This is a genomic window from Pedobacter sp. Bi27, from assembly GCF_918698255.1.
In the GTDB taxonomy this organism is placed as follows: Bacteria; Bacteroidota; Bacteroidia; order Sphingobacteriales; family Sphingobacteriaceae; genus Pedobacter.
In genome coordinates this window covers 116,689-141,015 of the sequence record NZ_CAKKMW010000006.1, presented here as the reverse complement: position 1 = coordinate 141,015, position 24,327 = coordinate 116,689, and the positions used below count along the sequence as shown (strand labels likewise).

Sequence of the window (24,327 nt, the reverse complement as noted above, 5' to 3'; positions counted from 1 at the left end):
GCTTATCTCTGATTGGTTATTGAACTTTATAGCCTGTTTTCGCCGCTACAGCCACTCCTTTATCGGTAATTCCATCGGCTTTGATCAAAATATCGGCTTTGTTATCTCCATTAAAATAAGTGATAGTTGCTTCACCATTTTCGTTGGTTTTTACAGCTGGTGCCCAGAAAATGGTGGTACGTAAATCTTTATTTGGTGTTGCCGGGCTGCTGTAATTTGGCGAGTAAAAAGTTCTTGCGGCATAATAACCGTTTAAATTGAGGTTCAATAAGTCTAAATTTGGTCCACGTAAAGCTTCATCCTTTAAATTAAGGCTGATGAGGTACACATCTTTTCCGGTACTGTTTAATAAATGCTGAATTCTAACCTGGTTAATCTGATCCATCGTTAAACTGTAGTAATCTAGGCGTTCGGTAAAGAGCTCTTGCCTGTTGTTTACTTTAATAACCGGCCTAACTTTTTTTCCATTGGCGATAAAGGTGACTCCTTCATTACCCAAACTATCGTTATCTTCTGCCGGATAACTTCCTTTAGCCTTTGTTAACAGAAAATGTTCCAATCCCTTGTAAGAATAATCGGCTGCTGTAATGTTGAAAACTTCCTCAGGATACCCAAATGAGGTAAGTACATCCTGAAACAGTACTACCTTGTTATTCTGGGCGGCCTTAATTTCTATATCGTTTAAACTGATCGAATCGCCAAACTTGTAAGTGCGGTTATAATCCATACGTTTACCGATTTCTACGTTCAAGGTGTTCGAAATTCCAGGTGAGATTGTTTTTAACGGCGCTAAATTTAAAGGTTTAATCAGCGTATCGATCTGCAGCCAGCCACCCTTTTTCCCTTTATCATCTTTTGATGAAATTTTTACCTGCTGATTGCCATACCAACTCAACCCATCCAGAAAATAACGTCCGCTCTGATCGGTTTTCGTCGTAAAGATTTTATTACCTGTAAAGTTGGTGCCAAACAGGGTAATATTCATATTCGGAATGGGTTTATCGGCCAGTTTCTCTCTTACCATTCCTTTAATTGTTATGCCAGGTTCGGGCAAATAACTTATTTTAATAGCCGAGTCGGCCAGTTTTCTCCAGATATAATCTCTCCAGCCCTGGGTAAGCAACAATAAGTCGAGCTGTTTTAAACGAGATGGGTTTTTAGCATCAAAATATTGTGCAGCATTTTTAATATCTCCCTTTACTTCCGATTGCAGCATCAAATAAGACACGATATCATTTCCATCATCTGGAATAAGTCCATCAACAGCAGCTAAGGAAAACGCTGTTTTAGCTGGCTGACCAAGAAAATTGGTCGCTTTTACCTTAATAAGCACTTTTTCTCTTGGTTTATAAATGGCTTTGTTTGGGGTTATTGAAAAACTAACCTTATTTTCGTCTTGTATAAAAATAAGCCGTTCACAATTAGGCCTGTTCTGGTCATCTAGCAGGGTTATGCTTGCAATACCGTTCGGAAAACCTTTTGTTGGGATTGATACCGATACTATAGCTTTACTTAATTTGATCGATCCCGAATAAATGTTATCGCCTGCATGTTTAATTACAAGCGAAATGCTTTTATCCTTCAATTCGCCGAACATTAACTCGTTAGCACTAATACTTGCTTTGATATTTAAAGAATCGGTAGTAATATGTAATGAGAGGCCTTTTTTAAGGCTTAAAGGCATTTCCGAAGAAAATTTTTCTTTGCCATAAAGTCCCTCAACCTTATATTTCTCGTCCGTTTTGGGTGTAAAAGCAAAAATGCCCATGCCCGCATCGGTACTTTGAAAAGAAGTTACGGTATCTCCTTTTGATGAGATTACACTTCCTGTGGCTTTAATCCCATTTCCAATGTCATCATTGGTTTTAAAGGCTACAATACTGGTTAATCCTTCAACCAGCGAACCGCCCTCCGGGAAAAAAGCAATCGATTTTTTCGAATTGGAAACATCGTTTTTCTTGACCGGATTTCGGGTAAAATAAGAAGCGTTTTCAATAATATTATTGCTAATGTGGATCCGTTTTTGAAAAACAAAATCATCGCCAAAGTTTCGCATCCAATTGGTATAAGCCCTAATGGCGTACCAACCAGAAGGAATAGAATCTTTCAGTTTAAAATCTCCTTTTCCCAATCCACCATCCAACCTGATCATTTTCCGGTCTAAAACTTCCGATTTTGGCGAAAGCAGCTCCACATATAAATTATTGCTGGTAGCGGTTAAATTGCTACTTTTTCCATTTACCAAATAGGCGCTAAACCATACATCTTCGCCAGTGCTGTAATAACTTCGGTCTACCTGTAGGTATGATTTCTCAAAAAAGAGTTTAACCGATTGTTTATCTGTAGCTTTTTGTTGCGCCGAACCACAAAGTGTTGCTGCACTTAAAAAGCCAAGCAAAGTATATTTTTTAAGATTCATAGTTCTTTTATCAAGCATGTGAACCAGCTATTTTGCACATAAAAGCCTTGCTGAATAAAATAGTCAATATTTGAATATTGAAGAAACGAAGGCTCATCATGTGTTATTGGTTAGCGGATCATAACAGCCGCTGGGTAGCAGCCATTAAATGATTCATGTCGAATGTAAATAGTATATCTTTAAGGTGCATCCTGTAGTATCCTGCTTTTTGACGATGACAATATGTTATAAGAAAGATTTTAAAGGTTTCTGCTCAATAAATTTTAAACATCAAGTAAAAAGTTACTTTACTAAACCCTTTTACTACCTCAATCCATATTTGAGATGCTTGTATCATTTTCCCCGATGCTAAGATTGTAGAATTTACCAACAAAATAGTTGGTGAATAAAAAAATAAATGTTTAGATAACGTTTATTATTTTAAATATTTTACTTTTACCATTAGGATCTTCCAAATATTAAACCGTATGAAATTAAATTACCCTGTAAAAAGTGTGTTTTCGGCATGCCTGGTGTATGTAACAATTGGGATCGGATACATTTCCGAAGTACAGGCACAAACTGCAAAAGTGATCAAAGTTAAAACAGACCACTACATTGCCAAGGTGCAACCCAATATGTGGGGCGTTTTTTTTGAAGACATCAACTTTGGTGCCGATGGTGGCATTTACGCCGAACTGATCAAAAACCGCTCTTTCGAATTTGCAAAACCGCTGATGGGCTGGACCATCTCTAGAAGAAACCCAAGAGAAGGTGAAGTATTAGTGGTAAACCGTAAAGAAGTAAACAGCACCAATCCTAGGTATTTACAGGTAAAAAAACAAACTGATGATTTTGAGTTGATAAATGAAGGATTTAAAGGTATCGGCGTAAAAAAGGGGATGCGATATGATTTTTCTGTCATGTACCGTCAAGCAAAACCTGGTGTTAGGTTGACATTACTCTTAAAGGCGGCAGATAATAAAGTTATCGGACAGGGAAGATTAACCCCAGATCAGACCGGTGGCGATTGGAAAAAGCAATCAGCAAGTTTCACTGCGACAGAAACCGATCCAAAAGCCAGATTTTCGATTGTGTTTCAGGGAAATGGAAACATTGATCTGGATATGATTTCTTTATTCCCAGGCGACACCTGGAAAAACCGCCCACAGGGATTAAGGGCCGATATGGTACAGTTACTGGCTGATATGAAACCCGGTTTTATCCGTTTCCCTGGTGGCTGTATTGTAGAAGGTACCGATCTGGCCAACCGTTATCAATGGAAGAAAACCATCGGCCCGATCGAAAACAGGCAATTGATTATGAACCGCTGGAATACCGAATTTGCACACCGCCCTGCACCTGATTATTACCAGAGTTTTGGTTTAGGTTTTTTCGAATATTTCCAACTGGCAGAAGATATAGGTTCTGATGCACTTCCGATATTAAACTGCGGTATGGCCTGTCAGTTTAACTCGGCAGAAGTAGCTTCACTTGATGAACTCGATCCCTATGTTCAGGATGCATTAGACCTGATCGAATTTGCCAATGGCGATGTAACAACCAAATGGGGAAAAATGAGGGCAGATCTGGGCCATCCAAAACCTTTCAACTTAAAAATGATGGGGGTTGGAAACGAAAACTGGGGACCACAGTACCTGGAAAGGCTGGAGATTTTCACCAAGGCCATAAAAGCCAAATATCCCGATTTTAAACTGATCTACAGCTCTGGTACCGGTCCGGATGGCGACCGTTTTAACTTATTGAATACTACTTTAAGAAGCAATAATGCCGATTTTATCGATGAGCACTATTACCGCCCTGCCGATTGGTTTTTGAAAAATGCCGGCCGTTACGATAACTACCCAAGAAACGGATCAAAGGTTTTTGTTGGCGAATATGCGGTCCATGCAGACAATAGTATAGTTGGAAGCAACCGCAACAACTGGCAGAGTGCTTTAGCTTCAGCTTCGTTGATGACCGGTTTGGAACGCAATGCCGATGTGGTACAGATGGCCTCATATGCCCCGCTTTTCGCCCATATCGATGCCTGGCAATGGGCACCCGATATGATCTGGGTAGATAACCTGAAATCGTACGGAACCCCTGACTATTATGTACAGAAACAGTTTTCTACGAACAAAGGAACCGATGTGGTTTCAATTACGCTTGATGAGAAGAACATTATCGGCCAGGACGGACTTTACGCTTCTGCGGTAACCGATCAGACAAAAAAAGAACTGATCATTAAAATTGCCAACAACTCCGGTCAGGCACAAAACATAGATTTCGACCTGGAAGGGAAAATGAAGCTAAAAAATAAGGCCACCAATGAGGAGATAGCCAGTAGCAACTTAAATCAGTTCAACTCTTTCGAAAATCCTGAAGCGGTAAGCCCTCAAAAAAGTGCTATCAACCTAAAAGGCAAAAAACTCAACATCACTTTAAAACCTTATTCTTTTAACGTTATTAAAATTCCATTTAACCAATAGATTTAACGAGATCATGATGAAAAAACTTATCTTATCTGCGGCTGTATTCTGCAGTTCTATTTTAGTGCATGCACAAAGTGAAACCCAGTTAACCATAAAACCAGCTGGCGATCAGATAGTGAGCAAGCACATTTACGGTCATTTTTCCGAGCATTTGGGCCGCTGTATTTATGATGGTTTTTGGGTGGATGAAAATTCGACTATTCCCAATAAAGGAAGAATCCGTTTAGATATTGTAGATGCTTTAAAAAAGATAAAAGTTCCAAACCTGCGTTGGCCAGGTGGTTGTTTTGCTGATGAATACCATTGGAGAGATGGCATAGGGCCGAGAAATCAACGTCCGAAAATGGTAAACACCAACTGGGGCGGCGTAACTGAAGACAATAGTTTTGGTACACACGAATTTCTAGACCTCTGTCAGATGCTCGATTGTGAACCATACATTGCAGGTAATGTAGGCAGCGGAACCGTTGAAGAAATGGCCAAATGGGTAGAATACCTGAACTTTGATGGTGTAAGTCCGATGACGGCCATCCGCAGTCAAAATGGTAGAGAAAAACCCTGGAAAGTTTCTTTCTGGGGTGTGGGAAACGAAAGCTGGGGTTGCGGAGGAAACATGACACCTGCTTATTATTCTGATTTATACCGCAGGTATGCCACTTATGCACGTAATTATCCTGGCGCTCCGTTAAAAAGAATTGCCAGCGGTGCAAATTCCGACGATTACAACTGGACAGAAACCTGCATGAAAAACATTGGCAACCAGATGTGGGGATTAACTTTACATTATTACACCATCCCAACAGGAAACTGGGGCAAAAAAGGATCGGCTACCAAATTTGATGAGGCACAATACTTTTCGACCATGAAAAACTGTTTAAAAATGGAAGAACTGGTAACCAAACACTCCGCAATAATGGATAAATACGATCCAAAAAAGAAAGTGGCTTTAGTAGTTGACGAATGGGGAATCTGGACGGATGTAGAACCTGGAACAAACCCTGGTTTCTTGTATCAGCAGAACAGTTTACGCGATGCTTTAATTGCTGGTACAACTTTGAATATCTTTAATAACCACTCCGATCGTGTTAAAGTAGCTAACCTGGCACAAACAATTAATGTATTACAGGCCTTAATTTTAACCGAAAAGGATAAAATGATCTTAACCCCTACTTATCATGTTTTTGATCTGTACAAAGTGCATCAGGATGCCAAATATCTACCGATTGCCTTTACCAGTCCTGATTATACTGTGGGCGATCAAAAAATTCCGGCTTTAAATGTTTCTGCCTCTCAGGATGCTAGTGGCGTTATCCATATTTCATTGGTGAATTTAGATCCAAACAAGAAAATTGCCTTAAGCACCGTTTTAGATGGGTTAAAATGGAGCTCGGTTACAGGACAGATTTTAACCTCAGCCAAACTTACCGATGTAAATACGTTTAGCGATTCGAACAAAGTGCACAATGCTAAATTTAGCGGTGCAAAAAAATCAGGAAATTCGCTTAAAGTTGAGTTGCCTGCGCAATCAGTTGTGGTACTCGAATTAAAATAAATGATGAAAAAACTCATATACCTTTCTATAATCTTACTATCGGCTTTTTTTAATGCTCAGGCACAGTCGAAAAAGGAAATTTATCTCTTTGCCTATTTTAAAGGTAATGGGGAAGATGGGTTGCACCTGGCCTATAGTAACGATGCATACAAGTGGACGGCGCTTAAAAATGATCAATCGTTCCTTACGCCTACGGTAAGCAAAGATAAATTGATGAGAGATCCTTGTATTATCCGAGGAGCTGATGGCTTATTTCATATGGTTTGGACCGTAAGCTGGAAAGATAAGGGAATTGGTTATGCCAGCTCGAAAGACCTGATTAACTGGGGCGAGCAGCAGTTTTTACCGGTAATGGCTAAAGAAGATGGTGCGAGAAATACCTGGGCCCCTGAAATCACTTACGATAGCCGCACCAAGACCTATATGATTTATTGGGCTACAACGATTACGGGTAAGTTTAATGAAACGGCCTCAACAGAAGAAAGCGGTTACAATCACCGTATGTATTACGTTACCACCAAAGATTTCAAAACCTATTCGGAAACCAAATTGCTTTACGATCCAGGTTTTAACGTGATTGATGCCACTATTGTAAAAAACGGGAAACAGTTTATCATGTTTTTAAAAGACGAGACCCGTGAGCCCGCTCAAAAGAATATCAAAATGGCTTATGCCGATCAATTGATTGGTCCTTACAGCAAGGCGGGAAATCCAATTACGGGAAATTATTGGGCCGAAGGACCAACAACTTTAAAAACCGGTAATAACTGGATGGTGTATTTTGATAAGTACCGCGATCATAAATATGGCGCAATCCAATCTGCAGATTTAAAAAACTGGATCGATGTTTCTGATAAGATCTCCTTACCAAAAGGTTTACGACACGGAACCATATTAACAATTAAGGAAAAAGAACTGGAACCCTTATTAAAGCAATAGGGATTAAGAAAGCGAAAGTAATACCTGATGCTCTGTGGTCTGTGTCCGCACAGACCACCTATATTCATGAATAAGATCTCCATTCCGCTGCACTTCAGTCGAAATGACGATCTAGATTCATCGTCATTTCGACCGCAGTGGAGAAATCTACTTAGATAAATACTTCCACGCGTATGCTTGGTATAAAGCTTCAAATGGACCCTGAAACAAGTTCAGGAGGACGATCGCCTTTAAACTCATCGTCATTTCGATCAACATTCCTTGGTCTGTGTCCTCACAGACCACATCAGCCTAAGCTTATCTCACCAACCTCACCTCGTATATATTTGCAATAGCGGATCCCTGATCGGCAACAAATTTTACTTCTAAATCTGCTTTTAATAGCGCTTTTGTGATTTGGTATTCCTGTGTATAAAAAGTATCACCTTTGCTTCCATCCAGCTTTACTTTTTCAATTACAACGCCATTAATCAAAATAGAAAAGTTTTTATTCTTTTCTTTTCCGTAATAAGTTAAGCTCAGCTTATTTGCAGATAAATCTTTGTTTTTAAGCACATAACTAAACCATGCTTTTCCATTTCTAAAATGCCTTTCCTGATAAGTTCCGTTATCGGTTTGCTCACCCTTAAAATTGTGATCCGATTCTGGCTGCTGCTCTCCAGTGTTGATCAGATCGACGGTTCGCTGCTCCGTTTTCATTTTTTCTTCTTCTGCCAGCTTAATCGCCTTTGCACGATCTGGCAACGCCTCGACACTGCTGTAGGGGAAATAAACCACATACCGCTTTTCGGCAAGGGTGTAAAAAGGAACCAATTTTAAAGATTTGTATTTTGGCTGATAGATCGCATTTTGAGCACTGAAGGTTAAACTGTTTTTATCAACCAAAGTAATTTCATTTGCTAATGCATTTTTTGCTCCTGTAACGAGTGGTGCGTCACTGATCGGGAATAATGGTCCTGAAGCAATATGCCCCATCCTACTGCCATCAGCTAATAAATTAGGCTGATTTAATGTATCCATCGCTGCAGCGAGCACAACCGGTCCACGAAGAAAGGCCACCCAATCAGAACCGTCGGGCATAAACTCAGTGGTGGTGTGCATTGGCAAGGAAATGTTAATCACATCGCCGGTAGCCCAAACACGATCGATACTGGCATACCCATTCGCATTACTTTTGGTGGTTATTTTTTTTCCATTCACCAACACAGTCATTTTTCCCGCCTCTACCCAAGATGGCCGACGGAAATGTAAAACAAAACGCTGCTTGTTCTTTAACTGAAGTTTGATTGTTGTATTTTCTGCATCAGGAAAAAGTGTTTGTTGTGTAAGCTGAATACCTTTTTCCTTCCAGTTTAAGGTAGAGGGGATGAAAAGATTTACATATATGTCATTCTTGCCATGAGCATAAATCAGCTCTCCATATTTACCATGGTTTTCCAATCCCGAGCCTACACAGCACCAGAAACTCTCCTGCGGACTCGAATAAGTACGGTAATGCCCAGGCCGCATCGGTGTAAAATAGACAAAACCACCTTCTGGCCGCTGCGAAGAGAGGATATGATTATAAAGCGTGCGTTCGTAATAATCGAGATAGGTGTTAGAAGGCGTTGCCAAAAATAGCTGTTTGGTGAGTTTCAGCATGTTGTAGGAATTACAGGTTTCTGGGCCTTCCCGCGATTCGGTCATTGAAGAAAAGTTATTCGCCGGATGAAAATGCTCCCTAACACTATTTCCACCTATGGCCACCGTTCTATGCTCCACTACCGTTTTCCAAAAGAAAGCAGCTGCATTTGCCCAGGAAGGATCTTTATCCAACAAGGCGATCTGCTCAAAACCGATTACCTTAGGAATCTGTGTATTCGCATGTAAACCATTCAGGGAATCAGTATTTTTCAGCAATGGTTTTAGGATAGATTGATCTGAAAACCGCTTCGCCAATTGAAGGTATTTTTGATTACCCGTTATCGCATAAACATGGGCGAAAGTTTCATTCAACCCACCATGTTCGCTTTTTAGAAGTTCCTGTACTTGCTGATCAGATAAATTCGAGACCAGATCTACACACCAGTCGGTGAGTTTTAGGAGCATCTGCTTTGCTTTTACATTACCTGCAACCGCATAAGCATCATATAGACCTGCATAAATTTTGTGGATATTGTACAAAGGAACCCACTTTCCATTCAGCGAAAAACTTGACGATTTGATGTTGCCTGCTTTGATCTCCTTCCAGATTTCTTTTCCACCGGGAATACCTGCCAAATAGCCATCACCATTTTTTACCTGGCATTTATCCAGTTCGGCAATCATGTATTCCATTCGGTCTTTAACCTTAGCATCACCGGTTGAAGCATACATTAAAGCCAGAGCAGATAAATAATGTCCGCCGATGTGCCCATCTAAACCTGTGTTTTCCCAGTTTCCGTAAGATGCTGCTTTAGGTTTTAATCCTGCCTCCCGTAAATAAGGAGCCAAAAGCTTATCCGCATCAAGCGAAAGCATATATTTTTTGTCAGTTTCCTGAGCCTGCTTAAATGGCCCTTCGAGCAAACGTACTTCCGTTAAATTAAATGGCTGTAAGCTCGCCTGTCCGAAAGTAGTTCCATACAGGGCGGTAAACAATACAGCGGTAATTATTTTTTTCATTGTTAAATGATGATCTATTTTAAATGTTTATTTATCTCCTCAGCCATTCTTAATCCCAGGTCCCAAGTCCCCTTGGTACCAAAATGGATGTAATCTTTTGGATAAGGTGTATTTTTATCACCTGCTCTTTGGCTAAGATCATCAGTAAGTATAACATAAGCATTACGGACAGATAATGATGTTTTAGCACTCGACGCTACTTCACGCTGTCCGTTTCGAACTTCATCTATTGCTATACTCTTATTGGGTGGTGGGTACACATACCCATAAACAAACAGCATGTTGGCTGTTTTTAAATCCTGTCTCACCCGAATAATGAATTGCTTCAAGTTTTTACCGTAACTCTTGCTTATCTCCTCCCCTTTATCAGCATCGGATTCGCCCTGCTGCCACAACATCCCCTTAATCACAGGTTGATAACCACGTTTTACCAAACTATCCAACCCAGATTTAACCGTACTCATAAATATCTTATATTGTAACCCTTGGTTTATTGTATCCTCTTGATCCTTCCCTGGATTCCATTGTTTATAAAGATTGGTACCACTATGTGCATGTTTTATAATGCCTATACGAGCTTTTGGACGAAGAATTTGTAATTGTGATCCAAAACCCAGTTCCAGGCCAAAACGGTCGGGCGATTCTGAAGAAGCATGTAATGGAAACCATTGATCAGGTAAAAAATTACTATTAAGATGAGGTTTTCCTGAATGAAAAATCAAAACCCTGCGATCAACTTTCATCGAATCATCCATATTGGACAAGTATCCTTGACCAGTTGCATTCGACTGTCCACCAATTAGATAAACCTCAATTACAGGCTTTTTTTGTCCGAAACAAGAAAAGCAAATAAAAGTTAATATTAAAATTAAGTTACTTCTCATTTTAATTCCCATCTGGCTTAATTATACTGCTTTTAGGGCTCTCTGGCCAGTGCCAATCTGCAGGATTATCTGGTTTTGCCGGATTAAATTTTGGCAGATCATCTACCAGATATTTCGCAATCCCTAATTTCTGTTCTTTAATCCCTAAGATGATGCATTGCGCAATTTCATATGCCCCATACGGATTAAAGTGTGTGTTATCGGCCAATGCCTTATCCTGACCAGGATAACTGTTAGCAGGATAATGAACAAAGGCTTTTTTAGATGGCTCTTCGCCTAATGCATTAAACAAGGTCGATGTCATGGCATTCAGATCAATCAAAGCAACTTTCTCTTCAGCAGCTACCTTACGTGCAGCATCCGGAAAATCGCCAAGAGAGTTCACAATTTTTCCATCGGGGCCAAAAGACCTTCTACTGGTTGAGGTAACCACAACAGGGATTCCTCCTTTTTTCTTCACTTCCGAAATGAATGTTTTTAACCTTTCGGTATACGATTTATAGGCGCCATCGTTGGGCCCTTTATCTTTTTGATCATTATGTCCAAATTCAATAAAAAGGTAATCGCCAGGTTTCATCACACTTAAAACCTTCGCTAATCTTTTACTCCCTAAAAACGAACCCAGCGTTAAGCCAGATTCTGCATGATTGGCAATCGCAATACCAGGTTTAAAAAAACGCGGAATCATCTGTCCCCACGATGCCCATGGCTCATCATCTTGGTTCACCACAGTCGAGTTCCCTGCTAAGAAAACGGTAACCTGATCTTCAACCTTCGTAATTTCGAGCGCCTGTAGAGCGGTTTGATGGTCGAATTCTAATGTAAGCTTATCATCCCAATCGAGCTTGCTAAGTTCGCGTGGCTTCAGCGAAACCAATTGCCCGCCGGCGATATGTTTATCTTTAATATTTACAATAAAAGTTTTAGTTAGCGATTGCCCTGCTGTGGTTTTCACGTTTTCGAGCATCAACCTTCTCGATTCTGCTTTTACTGTACTTAATGCGGGGCCTTTCGGATCGCCAAGTGTAACTGTTATTTTATAATTACCTTCTGGAACGGTCACCGAAAAATAAAATGGTTTATCACTTTTTACCAGATCTGAAGTTAAATAATTCTTCCCACCATAATCTACGCCTACAACTTTCGAATCAAAATCGAAACCATAACCCTTTTCTGTGCTGTAAACATCAGTTGGCAAAACTGGTGTATAACCTTTAGCAATCTTTCCGGTACCAAAATCAAATTTGTAATTGGTTTTTTCCTGGGCCTGGGATAGATTGACAATTAAACCAAGAAAAATGAATGGCTTAATAAACTTTTGAATGCTCATATACTTAAGGTTTGACGTAGGATCTGTTTGATGACTAAATCCATCACTTTCCTAAAATCTGGTTAAATAAACGTCTACTTGACATTTATAAACGAATATATAAAAACAATTCCCAATTAAAACGAGAATGAATCGTGTATTTAAAATTTAAGCATTTTTTTAGTAAAAGCGCGTTGTCGACAAACACGAAAAACAACAAACACCCAATAATCAATACTAATTAATACTACAATCATAAACAATTCACAACGCCGCATAAATTTCTTCAATTTTTAATTAAAAATTTACAAGCCTGAGGAATATTAAGCAATAAGACCAAAAACTCCATTTCACGAACTTAAAACAACAAAAACTTGATAATTTTTAACAAAAAAATCTAAAAAAACTAAATACAAAACGTATTAAATCAATCAATTATAAAAATTAATCCGTAAATTAACCCATTATTAATACTAACTCAATATGGATAGTCTTTTTTTGTATTTGAAATTTAAATACACCACATAAAGAACCATAATTGAAGATATTAATTAGATTTTCGTTCATAAAATTCATTTTTAAATGAAATGATTGCTTAGCTTTCAAGCACTTGTTCAGTTCATTCATTTATGAATTTTTAAAACAATTTGACTTTATCAAGTCGTATATTAGTCTAATTAATCATACACATTAATTGTAGCTCTAAAAAGCTGTGTTATTGCGTATTACAGGCAGGCATAAAGAACCATTATGTTTCGCTTTTAGTCATCCATCAAACAGAAGAAGTAGAAAAATCTAAAGCCATGAACAAATACGCCATTATTGGAGTAACTCCCTTCGAAATCCCTGATAGTAGATTGGTTTCTAATCTACAAAAAGCAGATTGCTTTCCGGTTCTCAGTCTTGGACATAGCATAGCTGATGCTGAAAACGCCCTTCAATCACTTATAGTGGAGGGTATCTCCGATTTCGGTGTAAGCATCAATTCAGCTGCATTAGCTGACATTGATCTACCTACCGAGGTAAGTTTGATTATTACACCGCATGATTTCGTGCTGAAACGTAAAACATCAGCTAAAATTATCTATCAGGTTTTTGATCTTGAGTCGGCACTGGCTGCACAAGCTAATGGCGCGGATGGAATTATCGTAAAAGGAAATGAAGGCGCAGGCCGTGTGGCATACGAATCTTCTTTTGTACTTTTTCAACGGATTATTAAAGAAATTACCACTATTCCAGTTTGGGTTCAGGGTGGTGTAGGTATTCATACAGCGGCCTCTTTAATGGCCCAGGGCGCAGCAGGGATTATTTTAGATAGCCAACTCACCTTATTCCCAGAATGTTCCGCTCCTGAAGATTTAAAAACTGTTTGTGGTAAATTAAGTGGAACAGAAACAAAACTGATCGATAACGGCCGCGTATTGGCCCGTCCAAATTCACCGGCATTGGCAGAAGATATAGATTATAATGGCCTTCAAAAATATTTTAAAGGTTACGACCTGGAAACAAATTATCTTCCAATGGGCCAGGACATTGCCCTATCGATAGATCTGGTTACCAAATACAAAAAACTTGACAAGCTGGTTTTTGGCATAAAAGAAGCCATTTACGGCCATTTAAAACAGGCCAAAGCCATCAATGTGATAAAAGCGGACAACTCGCTTGCTAAAGATTTAAACATCACCTATCCTATTGCGCAGGGCCCAATGACCAGGGTAAGCGACGTAGCGCCATTTGCAGATGCAGTTTCGGAAGCTGGTGCCTTATCGTTTATAGCGTTATCCTTACTAAAAGGTGCATCGGCAAAAAACCTGATTGAAGAAACCAAAAAACTGGCTGGCGAAAAAACCTGGGGCGTAGGTATTTTAGGTTTTGCACCACAAGAGCTTAGAGATGAGCAACAGGAATATATATTAAATGCGAAACCTCCTGTTTTACTAATTGCAGGTGGAAGGCCATCGCAGGCTAAACCCTTCGAAAAAGCAGGGATTAAAACTTTTCTCCATGTACCCTCTGCTTCTCTTTTAGATATGTTCTTAAAAGAAGGCGCTAAACGTTTCGTATTCGAAGGCCGCGAATGCGGTGGTCACGTTGGCCCCCTATCCAGCATGGTATTGTGGGAAAAACAGATTGAACGTTTATTAAAAGAAGAAAATCCGGAAAGCATCAGTGTTTTCTTCGCAGGCGGCATCCACGATTCTTTTTCTGCTGCATTCATTTCAGTAATGGCTGCTCCTTTGGCTGCCAAAGGAATGAAAATCGGTGTATTAATGGGCACAGCTTATTTATATACCAAAGAAGCCGTAAGCAAAGGCGCCATTTTAGATAAGTTCCAACAGGAAGCCATGCAGGCAAACGAAACCGTACTGCTTGAAACCGCTCCAGGACATGAAACCAGGTGTTTAAATTCTTCATTTGCCACTTTCTTTAACGAAGAAAAAAAGAAACTTCAGGCAGAGGGAATGGATAAAAAAGAAATCTGGGCCAAACTTGAAACGCTAAATGTTGGCCGTTTACGTATTGCTGCAAAAGGTATAGAAAGACGCGGCGATGAACTGGTAAAAATCGACGAAGCTGAACAAACTGACCTGGGCATGTATATGATCGGTCAGATTGCACCTATGCATAAAGAGGTGATGTCATTGCTCGATCTTCATCAGGATGTAGCCGACAATAACTATACACATATTTTAGACGCAACACTTTCTTCACCTCCGGAAAATAAAGCCAAAGCACTGGATGTTGCCATTGTGGGTATGGCCTGTATCTTCCCTGGGGCTAAAAACCTCGAAGAATACTGGCGCAATATCATTCTAGGCAAAGATTCGGTAACCGAAGTACCGGATGAAAGATGGAACAAAGAGCTATATTATAATCCAGATTCTACTGCAGGAGATATGTCGCACTCTAAATGGGGCGGTTTTATCCCGAGGATAGATTTTGATCCCTTAGAATTTGGCATTCCACCACAGTCGCTTGCGGCCATAGAGCCTACCCAACTGCTTACCTTAATGGTAGCCAAACAGGCCATGCAGCATGCGGGTTATGCCGATGGCGGTGTGGATAACGAAAATGTTTCGGTAATTATTGGTGCCGAAGGTGGAAACGATCTGGCCAACAGCTACAGCTTTAGAGGTTTTTACAAACAGGTTTTTGGCGAAATGCCGGCCGAAGTAGATGCCGTATTACCAAAAACAACAGAAGATTCTTTCCCGGGTATTTTGGCGAATGTAATTTCGGGCAGGATCACCAACAGGTTAAACCTGGGCGGTCGAAATTATACGGTTGATGCGGCCTGTGCTTCATCTTTGGCAGCAATAGATCTGGCTTGTCAGGAGTTATTTTTAGAGAAATCGGATATGGTTTTGGCCGGTGGAGCAGATCTGCACAACGGCATTAACGATTACCTCATGTTCTCGAGCACACATGCCCTTTCTAAAAAAGGAAGATGTGCCACTTTTGATGCCGAAGCAGATGGAATTGCCCTTGGCGAAGGTATTGCCATGATCGTATTAAAAAGATATGATGATGCTTTACGTGATGGCGATACGATTTATTCTATTATTAAAGGTGTAGGTGGATCGAGCGACGGCAAAAGCCTTGGTTTAACTGCACCACGTAAAAACGGACAGGTAAATGCTTTAGAAAGGGCTTATAGCCAGGCTGGAATTACGCCATCACTGGTTGGCCTGGTAGAAGCACATGGTACAGGCACAGTGGTTGGTGATAAAACTGAAATCAGCGCATTAACCGACATGCTTAATCAATCGGGTGCAACCGCCGGACAAACGCATTTAGGCTCTGTAAAAACGCAGATTGGCCATACCAAATGCGCTGCCGGAATTGCAGGTTTAATTAAAGCATCGCTATCGGTTTACCATGGTATTAAACCACCTACCATCAATTTAAAAACACCAAATAGTTTCTACAATGCCCAAACAAGTCCATTCGCTTTTCATACCGAAGCTGGTTTATGGATGGAAGAAAAAAGATATGCTGGCGTTAGCGCCTTTGGTTTCGGCGGAACAAATTTCCATGCCGTATTGGAAAGTGCTCAGAATACCGAAAATAAAAACTCAATCTTAAAATCGTGGCCATCAGAACTGTTTGTTTTCAGGGGAGATACTTACGAAGAAGCCAAAAAGCGGGTGATTTCGGTAAAAAATCTCTTAGAGCTGAACGATCAGATCGAACTGAAAGATATTGCCTATAGTTTAGCAACTGCTGATACCAAACCTGTTCAATTGAGCATCGTTGCAAATCATGCAGAAGATCTGGTAATGAAAATCGACCTTGTTTTATCTGGCGTAGAAAGCAAAGACACTTACCTTACTCAAAAACAGGAAGGCAAGGTTGCTTTTATGTTCCCAGGGCAAGGCAGCCAAAGGGTAAACATGGCAAGGGATCTTTTTGTGGTTTTCCCTGAGATGAGAAAACTGCTGAAAGCTTATCCTGAATACGAAAAAATCCTTTTCCCAAATACTGTATTTAATGATGCGGATGCGAAAGCACAAAAAGAACGCATAAAAGATACCCGTATGGCACAACCGCTATTGGGTATTGTTGATCTTGCAATCGCTAACTTCTTAAAATCATTGGGCATTATGCCTGATATGGTTGCGGGCCACAGTTATGGCGAATTGCCTGCGCTTTGTTTTGCTGGTGCTTTTGAAGAAGAAGCCCTGGTGCACCTGAGTGCAGAAAGAGCAAAATCTATTTTAAATGCAGTAGAAAACGGCGATCCTGGTACTATGCTTGCTGTGAGTGCAAAACAGGAAGACCTTGCACAATATCTTGGCGACATCAAAGACGTTTATCCTGTAAACTTTAATGCACCAACGCAATGTGTTATTGCAGGCAGTACAGCAGCTATTGGCCAGTTGGCTGCAGTGTTAAAACAAGCCAAAATATCTTTCCGCCCGCTTGAGGTGGCCTGTGCTTTCCATAGTCCTTTGGTGGCCAAATCGAAACAGCTTTACCAACAAGTGCTTTCTGGTGTAAACTTTAATGATCTAAAAATTCCGGTATGGTCTAACACCACGGCAAAAGAATACCCAACTGAAGCTGCCGCTGTAAAAGAACGTTTGACCGACCATTTAATAAAACCTGTCCTTTTTGTTGATGAGCTTAGGGATATGTATGCTGCCGGCGCCAGGGTTTTCGTAGAAGTTGGCCCTGGCAAGGTGCTAAGTGGTTTAACCAAAGCCTGCATCGGTAAAGACGAAGTGATTTTACACACCGAAGATCAAGGTCAGAATAAACTCAGCAATTTGTTGGGTACACTGGCTGGTTACATGGCTACCGGCCGCGAAATCAAACTCGAAAAATTATTCGAAGGCCGTTCTGTAAAAAGCATCAAATTGGATGAACCTTCAATTTATAAAAAAAGTCCCGCTATCTGGTATGTGAACGGTCAACACGCTGTTCCATCAACGGGTAAACTTCCGGCCAATGGTGCATCTCCTATTACTAAACCGATTATCCTTATGAATAATACCTCTACATTAACTGAAAATCAACAGGTTAATGGCTCAGCCAAAGACTTAATGATGCAGGAGTACCTGCACAGCATGAAAATGCTGATTCAGGCACAACGCGATGTGATGCTTTCCTTTTTAGGGCAGGCTCCCGCGATGCCTTCGCAAATCATTAATCAACCTTTAACATCATACCAGGCACCTCAACCTGTCCGTATCGAAAATCAGATCACGGTAAAACAGGAAGTACCACAAGCACAAACCATCGAAGTAATAACACCTGTGGTTGCACAAAAAGATTTAAAACTGGTGCTTTTGCAGCTAGTAAGCGATAAAACCGGCTATCCGCAAGAAATGTTGGGTATGGAAATGGATCTTGAGGCCGATTTAAGTATCGATTCGATCAAACGTGTAGAAATTATTGGTGCTTTACGTACCGAACTAGGTGGTTTCTCTCAACTAAACCTTCCGGAAGATAAAATTATGGAACAGCTTGCCGGACTTAAAACCTTAAACAGCCTGGTAAACTGGCTTATAGAAAACACCGAACAGCCAAAAGCGGTTAGTGCACCTGCTGCAGTAGCTCCAATAATTCAAGCAGAACAAACAAAATTTTCATTAGATCAGTTAAAATCTGCCATTCTTGATGTGGTGAGTGAAAAAACCGGCTATCCAAAAGAAATGCTGGGCATGGATTTAGATCTTGAAGCTGATTTAAGTATCGATTCGATCAAACGCATGGAAATTATCGCCTCTTTAAAAGAAAAAATCGGTTTTGGCGCACAAAGTGAACAAGCTGATGATTTAATGGAGAAACTGGCCGCAATTAAAACCTTAAATGCCCTGGTTAACTGGATTGCCGATGTTGAAGCAGAAAGCTCGGAGGTGCTTACAGAAGCAAAAAAGCTTATTGAGGAGAGCATCGATGATCAAACGGTTAAAGAAAAATTATCCCGTTTAAGATTTGAGCTAACTCCTGCTGCATTGACCATTACCGAAGCAGCCATTTTAAAAGGTCAGCGTTTTGCCTTAACCGATGATGGTGGCGGACAGGCGATCAAAATCAAGAAAGTGCTCGAAAAACATGGTGCCATTGCCAATCTGGTGAGCTTTGAAGACTCATTGGATGGCTATCAAGGCCTCATCATTTTGAACATGTTCGAAGCACAGCAAAAAGTAGGCATTCTCGATCATTTCGCAACCATTAAAAAACTAAATTTTGATACCGTAAAATGGGTGTATCTGATTGCAGATACCAAACAATATTTTAACGATCAATCGGATATCTCTTTCTTAAGAAATTATCAGGGTTACTCGGGCTTCTTTAAAAGTTTAGACCGTGAATACGAACATACCAAATGCCGTTTTATCAGTCTCGAAACCAAAATGTCGCCAGATGAAATCACCAATATTACCTTAAATGAAATCCTGAATCCGGATAAACCCTCAGAGATCATTTACAACGACCATAAAAGACATATTATGGAACTTGTACCGCATCAATTGAGTACCGAAACCGATGCGCACATCCACTTGGATAAAGATGCGGTAGTGATGGTTTTGGGTGGCGCACAAGGCATTACAGCTGAGCTGATGATCCATTTTGCCAAAGATTACCCTTGCAGGTACATTTTGGTAGGCCGCTCTGCAAATCCAATAGCTTCGGCAAATGAAGCCAGTTCTTCGTTAAAAACTAAAGATGAGATCAGACAGTACCTAATTAAACAGGGTGAGATTAAAAAACCTGCCGAAATAGAGCAGGAAACGAATCGGATCTACAAAAACAACCAGATTTTACGCTGCATTGCAACTTTAGAAGAAGGTGGATCGACGGTAGTTTACGAGTCGTTAGACCTTAAAGATGAAGAAGCACTGACCCGTTTGATCAACCAGGTTTACGAAGATTATGGTCGCATAGATGGCGTGGTACATGGTGCAGGTTTATTGGAAGATAAATTGTTCCACAGCAAAACTCCTGAATCTTTCGGACGTGTTTTCGATACCAAAGTAACCCCATTAAGGGTATTGGCTGAGCAATTAAGGCCAGAAACCCAATTTGTGATCCTTTTCTCAAGCATAGCTTCTGTTTATGGAAACCGCGGGCAAACCGATTATGCCGCAGCAAACAGTGTAATGGATAAATATGCTTGGGCCTTAAAACAGAAGATTCAAGGCAAGGTAATGGCCATTAACTGGGGACCATGGAAAGGTGCTGGTATGGTTTCACCAACATTAGAAAAAGAATACCAGCGCAGGGGAATTGCATTAATCCCTTTACAGGATGGAATGGAAACTTTCCTGAACGAACTTAAATATGGTAAAGAAAGCCAGGTATTGATCATGGCCGGAAACACCTGGACATAGAAAATCGCATAACCAAACAGCAGATGAAGAAAAGCGACGTAGCAATTATTGGAATGTCATGCATTTTTCCGGGTGCAAAAGATATGCAGGCCTTTTGGGAGAATATTATCAACCGCGTAGATTCTACACAAGAGGTTCCGGCTGATCGGATTGATCCTGTGCATTTCGACAAAGCAGTTAGCGGGGTAGATCGTTTTTATTGCAATCGAGGAGGTTTTATTCCCGATCATCAATTTGATCCCCAACGCTTCGGAATTTTACCCTTGGCTGTTGAAGGTACCGAACCCGATCATCTGTTGACCTTGGATCTGGTTCACCAGGCATTAGAAGATGCATCAGTATTCGAAAAAAAATATTCCCTCGATAAAACCGGGATCATTATTGGCAAAGGCAATTATGTGGGGCCTGGGGCAACCCGCGCCATCGAAATTGTAAGAACTGGCGAGCAGATTTCGAGTATATTAAAAGACTTGATGCCACAACTTACCGATGTAGAAATTGAAAAGGTAAAACACGAGTTTCAATTGCGCAAAGGCCGTTTTAGTGCTGATACCGCAATGGGATTGATCCCTAATTTAGTAGCCTCACTGGTAGCCAATCGGCTTAATTTAGGCGGACTGGCTTTTACTTTGGACGCTGCCTGTGCCAGTTCGCTCATCGCGGTTGATCATGGCGTGCAGGAGCTGAATAGTGGTCGTTGCGATATGATTATTGCAGGAGGTGTACATTTAGGCCAGAATGCAGCCTTTTGGAGCATTTTTTCTCAGCTGGGCGCTTTATCCAAACAAGAAAAAATAAAACCTTTCGATCAAAACGCCGATGGATTGATTATTGGCGAAGGTTGTGGTTTTGTTGTACTCAAACGCCTCGAAGATGCCATAAGGGATCAGGATAAAATTTATTCAATAATTAAAGGCGTGGGCATCAGCAGCGATGGCAGCGGAACCAGCGTAATGAGTCCATCGGTTAAAGGCCAGCTAAAAGCCATAACCGAAGCCTGGAAAAACGCAGAACTGGAAAGTAAAAATATCGGCTATCTAGAAGCCCATGGAACAGGCACACCACTTGGCGATAAAACTGAGGTAGAAACCTTAAAACAGTTTTTTGGTCAGGATGCAGATCTGCCAAAAGCAGGTATCGGTTCTGTAAAATCGAATATCGGCCATGCCATGCCCGCAGCAGGTATAGCAGGATTGATCAAATCGAGTCTGGCTTTATATCATGGTATCATCCCCCCTACTTTACATTGTGATGAACCTGTAGCACAACTGGCCGAAACCCGTTTTTCTGCCGTGCAAAAAGCGATAGACTGGAACCAATCGGGTTTGCCAAAACTGGCAGCTGTAAATGCATTCGGTTTTGGTGGGATAAATGCCCATGTGGTATTAACTGCTTATGATACGCCTAAAAAAGATGAAGTATTGGTCATCGCAAGGCCAAGTCATGAGGCCTTGATCGAATCGCTCGAAAATGGAGATTATAGCATTGGGAATGGAAATTTCCGTTTGGTATTATTTAATCCAAGCTCCGAAAGGATCAAAAAAGCCTTAAAAATTGTGGCTAAAAATTCTCCCTGGAGAAATAAACAGGACATTTGGTACACCAACGCACCACTATTGGCAAACGATGGAAAAATAGCATTTGTTTTTCCGGGTTTAGATGGACTTGCAGGTGGCGAAATCAAATCGGTAGCCGATTATTTCAATATCAGTATCGACGAAAACGAAAAACAGGATGGTCTTTTAAGCGAGGCACTCAACATATTGAACAAAAGCAGCGTTTTAGATCAGGCTTTAAAGCAATTGGGCATTAAATCTGATATGAATGCAGGGCACAGCCTCGGCGAATGGCTTGCAGCAAGATCTTCAGAACTGGCAGAAGAAAGTTCGGTAATGAATTTACTGAATGTGCTTAACCCCGAAACTTTTGAACTGAAAGATTCGCGTTTTATTGCCGTGGGTTGCGGTTTAGATACACTTCAACCCATCATCGAAAGCATTCCCGATTTATACCTTTCTAACGATAATTGCCCGCAACAGGTCATCCTTTGCGGTAGCAAAATCGCACTCGATGAACTGGTTCCGATATTAAAGGTGAAACAGATTTTTCATCAGATTTTGCCTTTCCAATCGGGTTTCCATTCTCCATTTGTAGCAGATAAGCTGGGTTTGATTCTCGAAGGCATGCAGGATATGCAGTTTCGAAAAACCACTACACCGCTTTGGTCGGCCACTACTTTAGAAACTTATCCCGAAGGTTTCGAAGCCATCCGTCAGTTAAGTGCCGAACACCTGATTAAACCAGTTCGTTTCCGTGAGCTTACTGAAAAGTTATATGCAGAAGGTGCACGTGTATTTATTCAGGTTGGTTCTGGTGGTTTAGTCGGCTTTATCGACGATACGTTAAGGGGAAAAGAAATCAGTACCATTAGTGCCAATGTGCCGATCCGTTCGGGCATTACGCAGTTACAAAGAGTTTTGGCAGCACTTTTTATTGAAGGAAAAGAAATTGGTCTTAATTATTTGGGCAATATCAAATCAACCCCACCGCAAAAAAATAAAGGCATTAAACTCGAACTGGGTTCGCCGATTATCCATAACCTGCAAACACTTAAAGGCTTAACCATTAAACAAGCTCCGCCCACACAAGCTAAAACTTTTGTGGAGGCTAAACATCCGGTTTTACAAGCCTTTAATGAGAATGTGATGGAAATGATCAACATGCAGAGCGAAATGATCGAACTGTTCGAAAATGCAGCTTTACAGGTCGATCAGCCGAGCAACTGGGCACCAACCAAACCAATAAAACCCATAAGGCAGCCTTTTAGCCAAAAACTTGATGTGAGCCTGGAGAACTGCCCTTACCTGATCGATCATTCCCTATTGAGGCAACCAAAAGGCTGGCCAACGGTAGAAGATATGGATCCGGTAATTCCAATGACCATGATTTTTGAAGTGTTTGCTGAAATCGCCAACGCGCAGTCGCCTGAAGAAAAGGTACAGAAAATCATGAACATGCGGGTTTTCCAATGGATGAACGTGGTTAAACCTTTTCAGGAAACCGTAACTGGCGAATGGAAAGACGAGCAAAGGGTTTACCTTAATCTGGAACGTTTTGCCAATGCAGAAGTGCGGTTAGCTGCACAGTTAAGCCCTGCTCCGAAAAGAACTTTCGATATTGGAAAATTATTGGATATCGACCGTACTGCTGCACAGATTTACGATGCGCACATGTTCCATGGACCAGATTACCAGGGCATCAAAAAACTGATTGCTGTTGGCGAAAAAGGAATTACAGGAATCATCGAAGCATCTGGCGGAAAAGGCTCACTGCTTGATAATGCAGGTCAACTGTTTGGTTTATGGCTTCAACTTACTTTAGAAAAAGATCGGATTGCTTTCCCTGTTAAAATTCAGGAAATAGAATTTTTTGGCGATATGGCCGATCAGAAAGGACAATTCGAATGTACCTGTGTACTTACAGAAATAAACGATGAATTTGCCACTGCCGATATCGTGATGAAAAGAGATGGCATCACCTGGCTCATTATATCAGGCTGGCAGAACCGCAGGTTGGAAATAGACGAACCACTTTGGAACGTTTCGATGTCGCCACTCCACAACCGCTTATCGGAAGAGGTTGCACCTGGCGTTTTCCTTTTCGGCAATGCTTATTCGCGTGTGGTATCATGGGATTTTATCCTGAAAAGATATTTCAACCAGACAGAGAAAAAGCACCACCAAAACCTCTTACCCAATAAAAGAAGAACCTGGATGATCAGTCGCGTGGCGGCGAAAGATGCCGTTCGGAATTTATTGAATACACAGAAAAACCAGGCCTGTTACCCCATCACCTTCGAAATCTATTCGGATGAATTCCGCAAACCTTACGTTAAAGGTGGTTTAACAGATAACATCAATATCTCGATTGCACATAAAGGTACCGATGCCGTCGGCATAGCACGTTTTAACGAACCTGTTGGTATCGATATCGAACATATTGAAGAACGGAGCGCCGGTTTCTTCGATCTTGTGTTTAACGATCACGAAATGGCCCTGCTCGAAAGCCGCGACAAAACAGAATGGGCAACCCGGTTCTGGGTAGCCAAAGAAGCTTATGGGAAATACCTGGGCAAAGGTTTACAGGGCAATCCAAAAGCCTATACCGTTGAAGAAATTAACGGCGAAGAATTGCGCATCAATAACATCACAATCAAAACAATCAAACATAAAAACTATATCATCGGATGGACACTATAACTACGAA

Annotated in this window: 9 protein-coding genes; 5 read left to right on the top strand and 4 right to left on the bottom strand. The window is 40.9% G+C overall.

What is annotated here, in order from left to right; translation table 11 throughout:
- Positions 1-16: 16 nt before the first annotated feature.
- Positions 17-2,419 carry a carboxypeptidase-like regulatory domain-containing protein gene (locus LQ227_RS19785; protein ID WP_230144916.1) on the bottom strand — a complete coding sequence of 801 codons (2,403 nt, stop codon included), beginning with the start codon at positions 2,417-2,419 and terminating at the stop codon, positions 17-19.
- Positions 2,420-2,886: 467 nt separating this feature from the next.
- Between LQ227_RS19785 and LQ227_RS19780 the strand changes: the two genes are divergently transcribed.
- Genes LQ227_RS19780 through LQ227_RS19770 form a run of 3 tightly spaced genes read left to right on the top strand, consistent with a single transcriptional unit; the run spans position 2,887 to position 7,384 of the window.
- Positions 2,887-4,890, top strand: coding sequence for an alpha-L-arabinofuranosidase C-terminal domain-containing protein (locus LQ227_RS19780; protein ID WP_230144915.1), 2,004 nt, complete (start codon positions 2,887-2,889; stop codon positions 4,888-4,890).
- A gap of 16 nt (positions 4,891-4,906) precedes the next feature.
- Positions 4,907-6,445 (top strand): alpha-N-arabinofuranosidase, encoded by a 1,539-nt coding sequence (locus LQ227_RS19775; protein ID WP_230146668.1) that lies wholly within the window; start codon positions 4,907-4,909, stop codon positions 6,443-6,445.
- Complete coding sequence (locus tag LQ227_RS19770; protein ID WP_230144913.1) at positions 6,446-7,384, top strand: glycoside hydrolase family 43 protein; 939 nt, start codon at positions 6,446-6,448, stop codon at positions 7,382-7,384.
- 297 nt (positions 7,385-7,681) lie between these two features.
- Here the strand turns inward: LQ227_RS19770 and LQ227_RS19765 are convergent, their stop codons facing one another.
- Genes LQ227_RS19765 through LQ227_RS19755 form a run of 3 tightly spaced genes read right to left on the bottom strand, consistent with a single transcriptional unit; the run spans position 7,682 to position 12,241 of the window.
- The gene (locus LQ227_RS19765) at positions 7,682-10,027 is read right to left on the bottom strand and encodes a glycoside hydrolase family 127 protein (RefSeq protein ID WP_230150674.1); all 2,346 of its coding nucleotides are present in this window, start codon (positions 10,025-10,027) and stop codon (positions 7,682-7,684) included.
- Positions 10,028-10,041: 14 nt separating this feature from the next.
- Positions 10,042-10,911 (bottom strand): sialate O-acetylesterase, encoded by an 870-nt coding sequence (locus LQ227_RS19760; RefSeq protein WP_230146666.1) that lies wholly within the window; start codon positions 10,909-10,911, stop codon positions 10,042-10,044.
- Position 10,912: 1 nt separating this feature from the next.
- Entirely contained in the window at positions 10,913-12,241 is a 1,329-nt protein-coding gene (locus LQ227_RS19755) for a rhamnogalacturonan acetylesterase (protein ID WP_230144910.1), read from the bottom strand.
- A gap of 782 nt (positions 12,242-13,023) precedes the next feature.
- Here LQ227_RS19755 and LQ227_RS19750 point away from each other — a divergent pair.
- Together LQ227_RS19750 and LQ227_RS19745 are read left to right on the top strand one after the other, a co-directional pair.
- A complete protein-coding gene (locus LQ227_RS19750; protein WP_230150672.1) occupies positions 13,024-20,061 on the top strand; it encodes a type I polyketide synthase in 7,038 nt (2,345 codons plus the stop codon).
- Between the two features lie 23 nt (positions 20,062-20,084).
- Entirely contained in the window at positions 20,085-24,320 is a 4,236-nt protein-coding gene (locus LQ227_RS19745) for a type I polyketide synthase (RefSeq protein ID WP_230150670.1), read from the top strand.
- Positions 24,321-24,327: the final 7 nt, after the last annotated feature.